Source organism: Lysinibacillus composti (assembly GCF_016908465.1).
In the GTDB taxonomy this organism is placed as follows: Bacteria; Bacillota; Bacilli; order Bacillales_A; family Planococcaceae; genus Ureibacillus; species Ureibacillus composti_A.
Genome location: NZ_JAFBDY010000003.1, coordinates 30,366 through 46,139, shown reverse-complemented (window position 1 = coordinate 46,139; position 15,774 = coordinate 30,366). Strand labels below are relative to the sequence as shown.

The window sequence follows — 15,774 nt, the reverse complement described above, 5'->3', positions numbered from 1 at the left end:
AATTACTACCATCCTAACCATAGTCATACAATAATATTGTGTGATATGATTAATTAAAGCATCCTGTTTTTGGTAGGGGAAAAAGGAGTAGAAGGCTATGATTTCATTAAATACAAAGGCTTTATTAGATACGCCAATTAGCGACTTAATCATTTCATCTGAAAAAGTTGCTCACGTCCAAGTAGGCAATAGTGCAGAACATGCTTTACTCGTTTTAACGAAGACGGGATATTCATCTGTTCCTGTTTTAGATAATAAATACAGATTACATGGTTTATTGAGTTCCAAAATGATTACCGAATCTATATTAGGTCTCGAAAAAATTGAATATGAAAAATTAGGTTCCATTAAAGTAGATGATGTTATGGATAAAGAAGTCGTGTCATTAAAAATAACCGACCGATTCCAAAAAGCGCTTGATTTAGTTATTAACCATGCGTTTTTATGTGTTGTTGATGATGTGGGGACGTTTGTTGGCATTTTAACACGTCGCGTCATTTTAAAGCATTTGAAAAAATATATTTATCAAGTAGATTAAGAGAATAACATTTGAAAAAACATCTCGATGAAATTATGGCGAGATGCAGTATCTTCATGCGGATAATTATAAAAAAACGATCTTATCCACAAAAAATCGACAAACCCTTTAAAAGAGGATTTGTCGATTTTTCAATAGTGTTTAGCTACGAACGCCGGCTCCTCGTGTCACTTCCACTCTTATCGCGTGGCATAAATCAACTTTGTCGGAGTAATGGGCGTTCTTCGCTTTCCTATTCCCTGTAAAGGAGAGAATCATTTGACAACAACAACTGAAGCAGAGATTATAAAAATTTTATCGGAAGAAAAAAATATGAGAAAGGCTGCGGAAAGACTTTTTTTGACACAGCCTGCTTTATCACAGCGCTTACAAACAATTGAAAAGGATTGGGGGGCACAGCTTTTTATACGCTCGCAAAAAGGTTTAACGGCTACCCCAGCTGGAGAACTGGTAATCCAGTATTCAATTGATACGTTAACGCAAAAGGAAGAAATATTTGAGAAAATCCAAGCATTAAATTCGAAAGTTCATGGGACATTAAAAATCGCATGTGCTTCAATTGTAGGGCAAACTTGGCTACCAAAAGTGCTAAAAGACTTTGTCACACTTTATCCAGATGCAAAAATTTCATTAATTACAGGGTGGAGTTCGGAGATTGTAAAGGCTCTTTATGAAGGGGAAGCACATGTAGGCATTGTCCGTGGTCAAGCAGAGTGGAAAGGGAAAAAAATTCATCTATTTAGAGACATGATGTATTTAGTTGATAAAGAAATTGAAGCTGTAGATGATATTTTAACAACGGACAGACCATTTATCCAATTTAAAAGTGACTCCAACTATTATCAAGAAATTCAATTATGGTGGCAACGTCATTTTTCATCCAATCCTCGTCGTCAAATTATTGTTGACCAAATTGAAACATGTAAACAGATGGCGATGAATGGAATTGGATATGCAATTTTACCTTCCATCACTCTGAATGGCGAAGAAAAGGTTAATAAGATTCCCTTAGTAAATAACGAAAAGGATACAGAGTTAACCCGTGATACTTGGTTAATTGGTTATGAAGCGTCTTTTGAATTGCGTCAAGTTGCAGCTTTCGTGAATGTTGTAATGGATCATGCAAGATGCCTATATGATTATTCGAAAAAATAAAGCTGAGGCCTTAGCGGTACTAGTGGATTTTGATTGTATAAGTAGTTCTTCACTAAATTTGTGATATTTGCAACTGGCTTGATATTTATTAAGTTAATATTTAATGACTGAAAAGTTGGATTTTTTGAATAAATATTCGTGCGATTCTATTCATTTTCTAGTACAATCATTTTATTACATAAGTTGGGAGAGTTATTATGACTGAAAAATTAAATGCAGAACAAATTATTCAATTTATCGCACAATCTAAAAAAGTTACACCAGTAAAAGTTTATGTTAAAGGTGAAGGTGTAGCAAACTTATCGTATGGTGAAGATACGAAAGTATTTGGCGAAGGAAATAGTGTAGTTGTTTTTGGTGAATGGTCACAAATTGAAGTGGCTTTAAAAGAAAACGCGGATAAAATTGCTGATTATGTAATCGAAAATGATCGTCGTAATTCCGGCGTACCATTATTAGATTTAAAATATCAAAATGCTCGTATTGAGCCAGGCGCAATCATTCGTGACCAAGTAACAATTGGAGATAATGCTGTTATTATGATGGGTGCAATCATCAACATTGGCGCTGAAATCGGTGAAAAAACAATGATTGATATGGGTGCGGTTCTTGGTGGTCGTGCAACAGTAGGGAAAAACTGTCACATTGGTGCAGGTACGGTATTAGCAGGTGTTATTGAGCCACCTTCAGCTACACCAGTTATTATTGAAGATGATGTTGTAATCGGTGCGAACGCTGTAGTACTAGAAGGCGTACGTGTAGGTAAAGGTGCTGTAGTTGCTGCAGGTGCAATTGTAATCCAAGACGTTGAGCCTTATACAGTAGTTGGTGGAGTACCGGCGAAAGTTTTAAAACAAATGGATGAAAAAACAAAATCAAAAACAGAAATCATCGATGCATTACGTAATCTGTAAGAAGGTGTCATAATGAACAATCTTGTTCAAATTCGAAGAGACTTGCATAAAATTCCGGAACTTGGGTTTCAGGAATATAAAACGCAAGCGTATTTATTCAATTTCATTTCGCAATTACCAAACGAAAACTTAACGGTCGTTACTTGGGAAACAGGAATTATAGTAAAAATAAAAGGCACTGAACCAACTAAAACAATAGGTTGGCGTACGGATATTGACGGGCTACCAATTTTAGAAGAGACTGGTCTGCCATTCCAATCCGAACACGAAGGAAACATGCATGCTTGTGGACATGATTGCCATATGACAATCGCGCTTTCACTTGTACAAGCTTTTGCTACCAATCAACCAAAGCAAAATGTAATTGTTTATTTCCAACCAGCGGAAGAGGGACCGGGTGGAGCAGAACCAATGTTAAATTGGATTAAAAGCGAACGTCCTGATTTATTGCCGGATGAGATTTACGCATTGCATATTGCACCAGAATATCCCGTAGGCACGATTGCAACGAAGCCTGGACTATTATTTGCTAATACTTCTGAACTTTTTATTGATTTGAAGGGTATTGGTGGTCATGCTGCCTTTCCACATAAGACACGTGATATGGCGGTTGCTAGTGCAAACTTATTACTTCAGCTACAAACGATCATTAGTAGAAATGTCGACCCAATGGATAGTGCAGTAATTACTATTGGGAAGGTAACTGCTGGAACAGTGCAAAATGTTATAGCAGAAAACGCTAGATTAGAAGGTACTATTCGAACAATGAGCGCTGCTTCAATGGCGGATGTAAAACGAAGAATAAAAGCTATTTGCGCGGGAATCGAAGCTTCATTTGAATGTACTTGTACAATTGACTTTGGCACAATGTATTATGAAGTGAATAATAATGAACAATGTGTAAACAACCTTTTAACTTTTGCTAAAGACTACGAAGGGGCACACGCTTATGAGTGCCCTGCTGCAATGACTGGTGAGGATTTTGGTTATTTCTTAAAAGAAATTCCTGGTGCACTCTATTGGGCAGGAGCAAACTGTGAATATGGTTTGCATCATAACAAAATTACTCCAGACGAATCATTATTATCATTTAATGCAAAGTTTATGGAACAATATATAAGAAGCTTATAATAGGATGAGGTGAAGAGAACAACTTGTTTTCTTCACCTCTATTTTTGTTGGAGAGGAAAGGCAGAACTGTGGAAATCTTCATAAGACCGATGAAGTTCAAAATTGGTAATTGTAGCCACAGAAATGAACTTCATCAAGTTAATGAAGATAACAATCTATAAGATCCTACATATTCATAATGATTATTGCACTGTATACCCACCATCTAAAACGACCGCTTGTCCTGTCATTCCTTTTGCCTCCTCACTTGCAATAAATAGAGCTAAACTAGAAACTTCACTAACATCTAGTAAACGTTTTTGTGGAACAAGGGGGAATAAGACCTCTTCTAATACATTTTCTACCGGTACATTGCGTGTTTTTGCTAAGTCTTGCATTTGATTTCGAACAAGTGGCGTATCAACATAGCCAGGACAAATGGCATTGACTGTAATTCCATCAGCTGCTGTTTCTAGCGCAGCTACTTTTGTTAAGCCAATGACACCGTGTTTCGCAGAATTATAGGCAGCTTTGCCAGCAAATCCAACAAGCCCGTTAATCGAAGCCATATTAATAATACGTCCAAATTTTTGTTTCTTCATATGCGGTAAAACATGTTTTGTTAAAATAAATGGACCTGTTAACATAACTTTTAATATAAATTCGAATCGCTCAGTTGGAAAATCCTCAATCATGGCCACATGTTGTAATCCAGCATTATTAATGAGGATATCTATTCGTCCATACTCTTCAATTGTTGTATCAATCGCTGCAATTATGTCTTCTTCACTTGTTACATCACATTTCAATCCGATTGCTCGATTCCCGAGAGACTTTGCCGCCTCTTCAACTTTTTCGGCGTTTAGATCTGTTAATACTATGGTTGCTCCGTTTTCATAAAATTTTTTTGCAATTTCAAATCCAATACCTTGTGCAGATCCAGTAATGAGGGCAACTTTATGTTGTAACACGAAAATAACCTCCTAAATGAAGAGCCGTATAGAAATACGACTCTTCCACTTTTACCTAATTATAACATTAATAAAATATTAAAGTCCTAAACCAAGAGAGAATAATATAATTGCAATCACAACCCCAATGACAGGTGTAGCAACAGTTGTTGCTGCAACAGCCCAGTATGCATCTTTATGTTTTTCACCACAGATAGATTGAATCGTTGTTACAACGTAACCGTTATGTGGTAGGGAATCTAATGCACCAGATGAAATAGCAACAACACGGTGTAAAGCTTCTTGATTAACACCTGCATCCACATAACCAGGTGCAATTAAAGGAAGGGCAATGGTTTGACCGCCAGAAGCAGATCCCGTCATCCCTGCGATTACAGATACAGCAACAGCGGCACCTATTAACGGCGAACCAGGAATGTTTGTCATTGCATCAACTGCGAATGTAAAAGCGGGAACTGCCTTTGCTACACCACCAAAACCAACTACAGCAGCCGTATTACCAATGGCAATAATGGCACCAATTGTACCTTGAGACACTGCATCCCATGGATTTTTGAAGTATTTCCAACTTACAATGAACGTCGCGATGATTCCACCTAACAACGCTAAGATTAATGCTGATTGTTTTAATGAATCATGGAAAATAAACGAAATTACCAATACGACAATTAATGGGATAAAGGAATAAATAGGATTGGGTAAAACTCTTGATGAATCATGTGTTGGATCTGTTTCACGCGCAACGAATCTTTCGCCGTTTTCCACTGCTTTTCGGATTATTCGTTTTAACCACCAATAACCAAATATCGCCATAAATGCAGCAACGATTAAACTAACTTCCCATCCTGCATAAGGAGTTGTCTCAAGATAATCCATTGGAATCCAGTTTTGAATTTCTGGAGAACCTGCAGAAGTCATCGTAAATGTTACGGACCCCAATGCTAATGTACCAGGAATGAAACGACGTGGTAAATCTGCTTGTTTAAATAACGAGATTGCCATTGGGTAAACAGCAAATGCAACAACGAATAATGATACGCCACCATAAGTTAAGATTGCACAGGCAATGACAATTGAAAGGGTAGCGTATTTCATCCCTAGCTTATCTACGATAAATTGTGCAACTGCATCGGCTGCACCACTATCTTCCATTACTTTTCCGAACACAGCACCAAGCAAGAACATTAAGTACCATGACATGATGAATCCAGTAAACCCGGACATGTAATTCGTTACAAAGTTCGCTGCACCTTCTTCAGCAAGTTGAGGAAATAAGGGCATACCCGAAAAAACTGCAACAAATAGAGCAGATGCGGGACCAACGATGATAATGTTTACTCCTTTTAGCGTTAACCAAATAAGTAAGAAAAGACCGCCAATTAAACCAATCATACTCATTACTACACTAAAATCCATTCTCGAACCCCCTTAGGATTAATAGCACGCACTTTAACTGAAACATTACAATGTAAAATAAGTTCACTAACAATTAATAAATAAGTTCAGCTCGTAATTCTTATGCTTCATTATGATTTTTGTCAATCTCCACCGCCTTTTTTCTATGTAGAAGAAGCGCTTCCATAAATAGTACAAACGATAAATGGAATTTATGAATCAACTGTGTCAAAAGTGTGAAGTAGAAATTTGAGGCTAGAATCCGAATTATCGGATTAATTTAAACGAAGGAGGTAGACGCCTATATATAGATGAAATAAAAAAATCCAATACTTCGGAATAGTGTCCGAAATATTGGAATTAGGTCATAAGTTGTGTTTTTTTATTTTTTCATAGAGTGTCGAACGACTAATACCAAGTTTCTCTGCTACTTTTAATTTATTACTTTCGCGATTTAGATGCTGCTGTAAAATTTGTCCTTCAACTTCAAATAAGATTTCTTCTAATGTACCATGACCCAAAACAAAGTTAGGCTTTTGACGACGAATATATATTGGCAAAATCTCCTCGCTAATTTGCTCTCCATTTGTAAGCTGTACCATCGCTTGTAAAACATTTTGAAGCTCTCGTACATTTCCGGGCCACTCATAAGTTTGAAGCAACCTCAAAATTTTTCTGTCAATGTTAATATGACGACGACCTGCTTCAGCACAAACCTTACCCATAAATGTTTCAACAAGCTCTGGAAGGTCTTCGATTCTGTCACGAAGAGGAGGGATATGAATGGTAATTGCTTGGATCCGGTAAAATAAATCTTCACGAAATAACTTAGCTTTTACTTGGTCAATAAGTGCCATATTTGTGCTTACTATGACCCGTAAATCAACTGGTATTTCTTTATCAGTATCAACCGGTTGAACCCTTTCTTCTTGAATTACTTTTAATAGTTTCGCTTGTAATGGTAAAGGGAGCTCGTTAATTTCTTCTATATAAAGTGTTCCTCGATCTGCAAGTTGAATTCTTCCTTTTTTCCAACGATTTCGGTTCACATCCCATTTACCAAATAACTCTTCTTCTAATAATTCCTTTGGGATAGTTGCACAATTGATTTTCACAAAATGGTGATCTGAACGATCAGATAAACCATGAATACTTTGGGCAATCATTTCCTTTCCTGTACCAATTTCTCCTTCAATTAGAACAGGTAGTTTAGTCGGTGCAATCATTGCAATGGTTTCTTTTATTTTCTTTATCGAATTAGAAGAACCTTTAATATCACACAAACTATAAAAGGATTCAGGAAAATGTCTTAAGGTAGCTTCGATTTGTTCGATCGTTATACGGACGTGAGAACTTAGTTTTTTCCAGTCAGACATATCTCGGAAAATGACACTCCCTAAAGCTCCTACTATATGACCATCAACTACGAGTGGTACACGATTTGCAAGCATGTAAGTTCCTTTAATATATTGAGGAGCTGCAATATCGGTTCTTCCAGATTCCAATACTTCATGCATTTCTGTGTTTTCGATAACCTCAGTTACATGCTTTCCAATAGCATCTTCACGTTTCACCTCAAGGAATTGACAATATTCATTATTGATATAAATAATTTTGGCATCCTGATCTACGACAACAAACCATTGAAAGGCAGTCTCTAATATTTGAGCAATGACAGAAGCAGATAAATTGTTAATTAAATCTTGCATAATCTCACCTCTTAACTTACAAATTCGTGGATACTAGTTTCACTTTATGTTTCGTAAGAGGGTAAAAGTAGAATGAACAATTAAAATTTTTGTCGTATTTTTTAAATCGATAATAAACAATAGCATGTTGTGCAATAAAAAAACTGAACCATAGTAACAACTTTGGTTCAGTCCTAATAATTCTTTTCTTTCATTTCAATGAACTTAATAGCAATGTCAGTGATTGGTGTCTGAGCCAAGGTACAATTCAAAAGAAATGATTAATGTGATGTTTGTTCGGCATGCATTAAATTAGGGGCTTTCCTTTTTGTCCATCCATAGGATAGAGCATAACAGGCTAGAAGAATAGTGCATCCTAAAATAAATGGCGCACGCATATTCCATTCAAGTAATACACCTGCAAGAGCGGGACCAATCATATTCCCTAAACTCATGTATGCATTATTCATACCGGCAGCAAATCCTTGATCTTTACCAGCAAACTTAGAAATTAACGTGTTAGCAGCTGGTCGAATAAATACCGTTGCAATTTGGAATAGTGTTGTGACGGCTAATATGACGAAGAATCCTCTAATATAAATCATTAATACCATAGTAATTGCTGCAACTACTAGGTTTATTAAAATAACCTTCATCTCACCAAAACGTTTAAATAATCTTTCGATAATAAACATTTGAAGAATTACACCAACAAATCCACCTAAGGTAATAACGATTGCAATATCAGTTGGTGTGTAATCAAATTTCAGTGTTAAATACATCGATAAAGTCGATTGGAAATTTGCAATTCCAAAACTAAAAGTAAATACAACAATTAGCAATATAAAGTAGGGTGTCTTAACAGAACGAACTAGCTGTTTAATGAGATTCTCTCTAGGTTGTTTTACACCTTTGTTTGATTCTTTTATTTCTGGTTTAATGTTCGGTAATATGAAGAAAGATAGAAGAGCTGCAGCAAATGCTACACTACCAGATAGGAAAAATGGAAAATGCAAATTGACATTTGCTAAAAAACCTCCTAAACCTGGTCCAATCATGAATCCTAAAGATATTGCAGCACCAATCATTCCCATACCTTTTCCGCGTTCTTCAACAGTGGTGATGTCCGCAACATATGCCATAATTGGGGGCATAATGAAAGCTGCTCCGACTCCAGTTAAAAAACGTGAGATAAATAGAATCCATACTTCTGTGGCTAACCCGAACAAAATTTGTGATAAACCGTAAATGATTAATCCACCGATAATAAATATTTTGCGTCCATATCGGTCCGATAAGTCACCTGCTACGGGGGATAATAAAAATTGTGCTAAAGCAAATGCGGCAATTAAGAAACCTAAAACTTGACCGCCTACTCCAAAAAGCTCTAAATAAGCAGGTAAGACGGGAATAATAATTCCGATTCCACCCATTGTTATAAACATGTTTAACATTAAAATCCACAAGATAATTTTTTTCTGTTTTTGAGACATTGCTGTCCACCTTTCTTAACTCTAGCAAACCGTAACAAAATGTTCATAATTCATAGCTTATCACAATATATCTGATTAAACTAGAAAAAAGCAGTATTTCCCAAGAGTGATCCAATAACAAAAAGTCGACAAAATTTGCATTCATTTTGTCGACTTTCCCTTAAAGATTAAGTATGAATTTTCGGTAAATATGAACAGTTTAGCTACGCGGCTACACCCTCGAGGTCGCGGTCTGCTTCTCCTACGAAGGCAAAAAGCGCCTTCGTAGGAGGAGTCTCCAGCGCTTGTCGGGTGTGGACGAGCCGCCTCCGCTTTTCTTGTTGTCTAGCTCCGGCGGCTAGACTCTCGCGTCGCTTCAACTTCCTCCTACGCATGCAAGCATGCTTCTTTGAAGTCTCCAGCGCGTGTCGAGTCTGAACGAGCCGCCTCCGCTTTTCTTGTTGTCTAGCTCCGGCGGCTAGACTCTCGCGTCGCTTCAACTTCCTCCTACGCATGCAAGCATGCTTCTCGGAAGTCTCCAGCGCGTGTCGAGTCTGAACGAGCCGCCTCCGCTTTTCTTATTATCTTATTGACATTTTGAATTCTAGGAAGTATTCGTTGTATTTCCCAAGCCATTCAAGTCCAAGGTTTTCATATACTTCTAGTTTATTTTTTAATTCTTCATTAGGGTAGAAACGCTCATCCGCAACAACTTCAGGGTCCATTAATTGCATGGCAGCAGCATTTGGTGTTGCGTACCCTACATAATCGGCATTCTGAGCTGCTACTTCAGCATCTAACATAAAATTAATAAATGCATGAGCACCATCAACATTTGCTGCTGTCTTCGGAATAACGAGATTATCAAACCATAAGTTTGAACCTTCTTTTGGAATCGCATAGTCTAATTCTTCATTTTCCCACATCATATCTGCAGCTTGACCGGACCAAGTTAATGCAACACTAGCTTCATTATTAATCATCAACGGTGTAATCTCATCACCAATTATTGCCTTAATGTTAGGAGATAAGTGGATGAGCTTATCTGTAGCTTTGCGTAATAATGCGTCGTCTTTAGAATTTAATGACTCTCCAAGTGAATTTAACCCCATTCCCATAACTTCCCGTGAACCATCCACTAAAAATACTTTTCCTGAAAGTGCCGGATCCCACAGATCATCCCATGAATCAAAGGTTAGATGATCATCAATTAAATTCGGATTAAAAACAACACCAACAGTACCCCAGAAGTAGGGAACAGTATATTTATTGGAAGGATCAAATGGTAAATCTAAATAATACGGGTCGATGTTTTGTAAATTTGGAAGCTTTGAATGATCTAATGGAATGAGTAAATCTTTCTCTTTCATCATTTCCACCATGTATTCTGATGGGACTGCAATATCATATGCCGAGCCACCTTGTTGGATTTTCGTCATCATCGCTTCGTTCGAGTCAAAAGTTTCATAGACTACTTTAATTCCTGTTTCTTCAGTAAACTGTTTTATTAGATCCGGATCGATATATTCTCCCCAATTATAAACAGTAATCGTATCTGTACTACCTTTACTTCCAGCTGACTCTAATCGGTCTGCAGTGAAGAAGAGGATGCCACATATAACTAGGATGGCGATGGTTGCTTGAATTAATGGTTTCATTCATGTGCCCCCGTTTCGTGCGCATGTTTTGTACGGTTCGTTACAAAGTAGTATCCGATGACGATTAGTACTGTCACAACAAAAATAATCCCTGAAATAGCGTTTACAGTTAGTGATATCCCAGCACGGGCCATTGAATAGATTTCTACTGAAAGAGTAGAGAAGCCGTTTCCTGTTACGAAAAACGTGACAGCAAAATCATCTAAAGAATAGGTAAGGGCTAGGAAGAATCCCGCAAAAATTCCTGGTTGTATATATGGGAGAATGACACGAGTTAACACATCACGTCTTGTAGCACCTAAGTCATGCGCCGCATCGATCAATGAAGTATTCATCTCCAAAAGTTTAGGTAAAACCATTAACACAACAATTGGGACACTAAAAGCAATATGGGAAAGTAAAACAGATGCAAAACCAAGTTTTACCCCGATCATCGTAAATAAGATCAAGAAACTCGCCCCGATGACGACATCAGGACTTACAATCAGGATATTATTTAATGAGAGTAGCGTATTTCTCATTTTGCTATCTTTTATTGATACAATTCCAATAGCTCCTAAAGTACCAAGAATGGTTGCAATTAAACCGGAAAGTAATGCCACGATGACCGTATTAATTAAAATAATAATGAGTCTAGAATCTTCAAAGACGGCACGGTAATGTTCCAGCGTAAACGATTCAAAGTTATGCATTGTTCCGCCACTATTGAACGAATAAAAAATTAGATAGAAGATTGGCGCGTATAATATGACGAACACAATTGTTAGGTAGAGCTTCGATGTATTAGTTAGTTTCCTCATTATACGCGGCCTCCTTTCGATTTCTGACTAGTGAGTAGCATACTAATAAACATAATTATGATTAAGAAAACCGCAATGGTTGATCCCATACCCCAGTTTTGAGATACAAGGAATTGTTGCTCGATCGCAGTACCTAAAGTAATTACTTGGTTACCTGCAATTAAACGAGTAATCATAAATAATGATAGTGCAGGGATGAATGTTGTTTGAATACCAGACTTAACACCTGCAATAGTTAATGGAAAGACCACTCTACGGAAAGTTGTAAAGCTAGAAGCCCCTAAGTCACGAGCTGCATAGATTAGCGTTGGATTTAATTTATCTAACGCATTAAAAATAGGAATAATCATAAATGGAATAAAAATATATACAGAAACAAAGATAAAACTAAAATCAGTAAATAATATTTGTTGTGGTTCAAATCCAAAAACTTTAACAACAGCATTTAGTGGTCCATATAAGCCGAAAATACCGATAAATGCATAAGTTTTTAATAGAAGATTAATCCAAGATGGAATAATAATAAGCATTAGCCAAAGGTGCTTATGTTTTGTTTTTGTTAAGAAAAAAGCAGTAGGATATGAAATTAATAATGTGAAAAATGTAATTAAAAAAGCATACCAAAAACTTGTTAACGTCATTTTTAAATAGACTGGTGTGAAAAATGCTTTGTAATTATCGAGTGTGAAATTACCGTCTAAATCTAACATTGAATAGTAGACAATTAAGGCAATGGGGGCGATTACGAATAGAACTATCCAAATAAAATAAGGAAAAAGGGAGCCTGTTGAAACTTTATTTCTCATTTTCATTGTCTCCATATGATTCTAATCGTTTGTCAAAGTCTTCTTCTGATTCATTTAATCGCATAACATGAATCGCTTCTGGATCAAAATCTAATCCGATTTTTTCACCAACATTTGCCTTCTTAAGTGAATGAACTAGCCATTCATTACCATCTTGATCATAAGTGGAAAGTTCGTAATGAACGCCCCGGAATAATTGAGTATCCACTTTCACGACTAATTTGCCTTTTTCTACACTTGTTACCTCTAAATCTTCAGGACGTATGACGATATCAATTTTTTCACCTGGTTTCATCCCCTGGTCAACACACTCAAATGTTTTTCCAGCAAATTGTACTTTAAAATCCTCCACCATGACACCATCTACAATATTTGATTCCCCAATAAAGTCAGCAACAAAACGGTTGATTGGTTCATCATAAATGTCAACTGGAGATCCAGATTGTTGAATTTCACCATCGTTTAAGACGAAAATTTCATCTGACATCGCTAATGCTTCTTCTTGGTCATGTGTAACAAAAACAAAAGTTTTGCCTAAGCGTTGTTGTAATTCTCGTAGCTCATATTGCATTTCTGATCGTAATTTTAAATCAAGAGCAGAAAGGGGTTCATCTAGTAAAATAACTTCAGGGTCATTGACGATTGCTCGAGCAATGGCAACACGTTGACGTTGACCACCAGACATTTCAGAAATTTCTCTAGTTTCGTAATCGACTAAGTTAACAAATTTTAGTGCTTCTTTCACACGTTGCTGAACTTCTTTTTCTTTTACCTTTTTAACACGTAATCCGAACGCAACGTTTTCAAATACATTTAGGTGAGGGAAGAGTGCGTAATCTTGGAAAACTGTGTTGACATGACGTTCATTGGCCGGAACATTATTCATTTTTTTATCATAGAAATAAATATCACCGTTTGAAGGCTCTGTAAATCCCGCTATGATTCTCAAAATAGTTGTTTTCCCACAACCAGACGGACCAAGTAATGTATAAAATTTACCTTTCTCAAGTTCAAGGTTAATATTTTTCAATACCACTGTCCCATCATCATATGATTTTGAAACATTTTCGAATCGAATAATTGTATTGTTCATAATCTAAGCCTCCTATAAATACGATTCTGTTGCCACTAATAAAACATTCGTTATTCCATTATGGGCATTAAAGATTTGATGATTTTTCGACGCTTCAAAGTAAACTGCATTTCCTTCACTCGCAAAAAATGTTTCTTCACCAATGATAATTCGGATGCGACCCTTTAAAACGTAAATAAAAGTCTCTGCTAAGGAAGGTTCAAATTTTTTAAACTCACCATATTCTTCTAGTGTTAAAAGCACTGGTTCCATTTCTTTTTCGTTCGAAGTAGGGATGAGCCATTTGATTTCATATTTTTTTTCTTCATCGTAGTAAGAGGTTTGATCTTCTTCGGTATATACAACTTGCTGGTCCTCAAAGGTGTCATCAAAAAAATCTTTTGGTTTAGTACCAAGAACTTCTAGAATTGAAAATAATGTTTCGATGGAGGGTGAATTTAAATCTCTTTCAAGCTGAGAAATAAAACCTTTTGTTAAATCAGTTCTTTCACCCAGTTCTTCCTGTGTAAGTCCTTTTTTTATTCTAAGTGCTTTTATTTTGGCACCAATTTGCAATGATATGACCTCCATTATTGTTTACTATAAATAAACTCCAAATCAATAATGTTTACTTTAACGAAACTTTAAGTTTACAATGACGATACTATTATACAGAATCTGTGGTAAAGTGCAATGATTTTGCGAATATCGCTTTTATTAGGGAGGAGCATAATATGAAACTACGTACCCCTATGCCTGAATTAGAGGGCGCAACAACATGGTTAAATGGTCAAGTAAATCGAGATGAATTAGTTGGAGATATGCCAACATTAATTCATTTCTGGTCTGTAAGTTGCTATTTATGTAAAGAAGTAATGCCTGAAATAAATCGATTCCGGGATCAATATAAAGGCGAATTGAATGTGATTGCAGTGCATATGCCTCGCTCAAAGGAAGATACCGATATAAAGGAAATTGAAAAGATAGCAGCTCGATTTAAGATCAATCAACCGATCTTTGTAGATAACGAATTGATTCTTTCAGATGCTTTCAATATACAATATGTACCAGCATATTTTGTTTTCGATCGTTCAGGTGTGTTACGTCACTACCAATCTGGTGACAGCGGAATGAATATGCTAGCAAAACGAGTAAATCGATTAATAGAAGAAGTTAAATAAAATAAAAAAACGTAAAGGCATATTCAACCTTTACGTTAAAGAAGTGTAGACTAGTAGATGAGTCTACACTTTATTATTTTCGTATTAATAGTAGGGGGAATGGAACAACCATAGAATTTTACCTTTTCCCGATTTTTTCGGATTCTGCTAGTTTCATTAAATAATACTGTTCTTCTCTTTGCATATGATCTGCCATCGATACAGAAAAAGTTCCTAATACTTCTGCACTTAATTCCATTTGTTCAAGTTCAAATAAAAATGTTTTAAATAAGCCAATTTCAACTTCTACATCATGATTAAATTTATATAGAGCAGGAAATTTGTTGACATTCGATCTTAAGTAGCCTGCTAATTCTACCGCTTTTAAGTAAAACTCCTCAAAATGTTTTGTAAACTCTCTACTTTTTTGCTTTAATCTTTTTTCAACTGCATCCATACGAGCATCGATGGCACCTGCATGTCCTGATGCATCGATCAGCCAAAGTAAATGATGATGTAGCTCATGCAAAATAGGAGGAACTTTGCCTTGTTTAAGATAGCGTAACACCCGTTGGTATTCTTCTAGTTCATTAACCATATGATTGATGAAGGTTGGGGTCAAATGGATTTTCATTTCTGCAAGTAAATGACGTTTAATAATGGATAACTTATACACCTTTAACTGGTTGGCCGCATCTTCACATTTGTTAGAGAACGTGATTGCAGTGATTTCATTAAGTTCATTAACTTGAGCAAGAAGGTGATCAAAGAGTTGAATAAAGAAATTTGCTTTAGCAATATCATCTTTTTGAGAAGGATAGAGGGAATCGTGTATAAAACGAGAATGGTCACTTAACACTTGAAGCCAAAATTGATGTTCCAACATAGAGCTTTTAACATAATTTGACAAGTTGTTAACATCTCCTTTTTTTCCGATTCAAACTAATCTATTCGATAGGGAGGACTTATATAACGGAAAAAAATAGAAGGAACTCAAGGACAGAGTTGGTTTTATTTATAAATAAAAGTTATAAG

General features: G+C 36.2%; 15 protein-coding genes. 5 read left to right on the top strand and 10 right to left on the bottom strand.

Features of this window, described 5'->3' with window-relative positions; genetic code table 11:
• Positions 1-97: 97 nt before the first annotated feature.
• The 4 genes from cbpB (at position 98) to JOD29_RS05470 (ending at position 3,738) form a co-directional block, all read left to right on the top strand.
• On the top strand, positions 98-538 hold the full coding sequence (cbpB, locus tag JOD29_RS05485; RefSeq protein ID WP_124763639.1) for a cyclic-di-AMP-binding protein CbpB: 441 nt from the start codon (positions 98-100) through the stop codon (positions 536-538).
• A gap of 258 nt (positions 539-796) precedes the next feature.
• Positions 797-1,693: a LysR family transcriptional regulator gene (locus tag JOD29_RS05480; protein ID WP_275579635.1), complete on the top strand. Its 897-nt coding sequence runs from the start codon at positions 797-799 to the stop codon at positions 1,691-1,693.
• A 197-nt stretch (positions 1,694-1,890) separates the two neighbouring features.
• Complete coding sequence (gene dapD, locus JOD29_RS05475; protein ID WP_124763637.1) at positions 1,891-2,607, top strand: 2,3,4,5-tetrahydropyridine-2,6-dicarboxylate N-acetyltransferase; 717 nt, start codon at positions 1,891-1,893, stop codon at positions 2,605-2,607.
• 12 nt (positions 2,608-2,619) lie between these two features.
• Entirely contained in the window at positions 2,620-3,738 is a 1,119-nt protein-coding gene (locus JOD29_RS05470; RefSeq protein ID WP_124763636.1) for an N-acetyldiaminopimelate deacetylase, read from the top strand.
• A 182-nt stretch (positions 3,739-3,920) separates the two neighbouring features.
• On the opposite strand, the gene JOD29_RS05465 is transcribed toward JOD29_RS05470, so the two are convergent.
• From JOD29_RS05465 to JOD29_RS05425, 9 genes are all read right to left on the bottom strand, one after another.
• Positions 3,921-4,688, bottom strand: coding sequence for a 3-hydroxybutyrate dehydrogenase (locus JOD29_RS05465; RefSeq protein ID WP_124763635.1), 768 nt, complete (start codon positions 4,686-4,688; stop codon positions 3,921-3,923).
• Between the two features lie 78 nt (positions 4,689-4,766).
• The gene (locus JOD29_RS05460) at positions 4,767-6,104 is read right to left on the bottom strand and encodes a GntP family permease (RefSeq protein WP_124763634.1); all 1,338 of its coding nucleotides are present in this window, start codon (positions 6,102-6,104) and stop codon (positions 4,767-4,769) included.
• A gap of 344 nt (positions 6,105-6,448) precedes the next feature.
• Complete coding sequence (locus JOD29_RS05455; protein WP_124763633.1) at positions 6,449-7,792, bottom strand: sigma-54 interaction domain-containing protein; 1,344 nt, start codon at positions 7,790-7,792, stop codon at positions 6,449-6,451.
• Positions 7,793-8,052: 260 nt separating this feature from the next.
• Positions 8,053-9,264, bottom strand: coding sequence for an MFS transporter (locus JOD29_RS05450; protein WP_124763632.1), 1,212 nt, complete (start codon positions 9,262-9,264; stop codon positions 8,053-8,055).
• Between the two features lie 560 nt (positions 9,265-9,824).
• A complete protein-coding gene (locus tag JOD29_RS05445) occupies positions 9,825-10,901 on the bottom strand; it encodes an ABC transporter substrate-binding protein (RefSeq protein ID WP_124763631.1) in 1,077 nt (358 codons plus the stop codon).
• Positions 10,898-11,701 (bottom strand): ABC transporter permease, encoded by an 804-nt coding sequence (locus JOD29_RS05440; protein ID WP_124763630.1) that lies wholly within the window; start codon positions 11,699-11,701, stop codon positions 10,898-10,900. The genes JOD29_RS05445 and JOD29_RS05440 overlap by 4 nt, the downstream gene beginning before the upstream one ends.
• Positions 11,701-12,507 carry an ABC transporter permease gene (locus JOD29_RS05435; protein ID WP_124763629.1) on the bottom strand — a complete coding sequence of 269 codons (807 nt, stop codon included), beginning with the start codon at positions 12,505-12,507 and terminating at the stop codon, positions 11,701-11,703. The genes JOD29_RS05440 and JOD29_RS05435 overlap by 1 nt, the downstream gene beginning before the upstream one ends.
• Positions 12,497-13,600, bottom strand: coding sequence for an ABC transporter ATP-binding protein (locus JOD29_RS05430; protein WP_192894197.1), 1,104 nt, complete (start codon positions 13,598-13,600; stop codon positions 12,497-12,499). Before JOD29_RS05430 ends, JOD29_RS05435 begins: the two co-directional genes overlap by 11 nt.
• Positions 13,601-13,612: 12 nt before the next feature.
• The gene (locus JOD29_RS05425) at positions 13,613-14,155 is read right to left on the bottom strand and encodes a helix-turn-helix domain-containing protein (RefSeq protein WP_124763627.1); all 543 of its coding nucleotides are present in this window, start codon (positions 14,153-14,155) and stop codon (positions 13,613-13,615) included.
• A 158-nt stretch (positions 14,156-14,313) separates the two neighbouring features.
• Here JOD29_RS05425 and JOD29_RS05420 point away from each other — a divergent pair, with 158 nt between their 5' ends.
• On the top strand, positions 14,314-14,760 hold the full coding sequence (locus JOD29_RS05420) for a TlpA family protein disulfide reductase (RefSeq protein WP_124763626.1): 447 nt from the start codon (positions 14,314-14,316) through the stop codon (positions 14,758-14,760).
• 118 nt (positions 14,761-14,878) lie between these two features.
• Here the strand turns inward: JOD29_RS05420 and JOD29_RS05415 are convergent, their stop codons facing one another.
• Positions 14,879-15,625, bottom strand: coding sequence for a DUF2935 domain-containing protein (locus tag JOD29_RS05415; protein ID WP_420844544.1), 747 nt, complete (start codon positions 15,623-15,625; stop codon positions 14,879-14,881).
• Positions 15,626-15,774 lie beyond the last annotated feature (149 nt).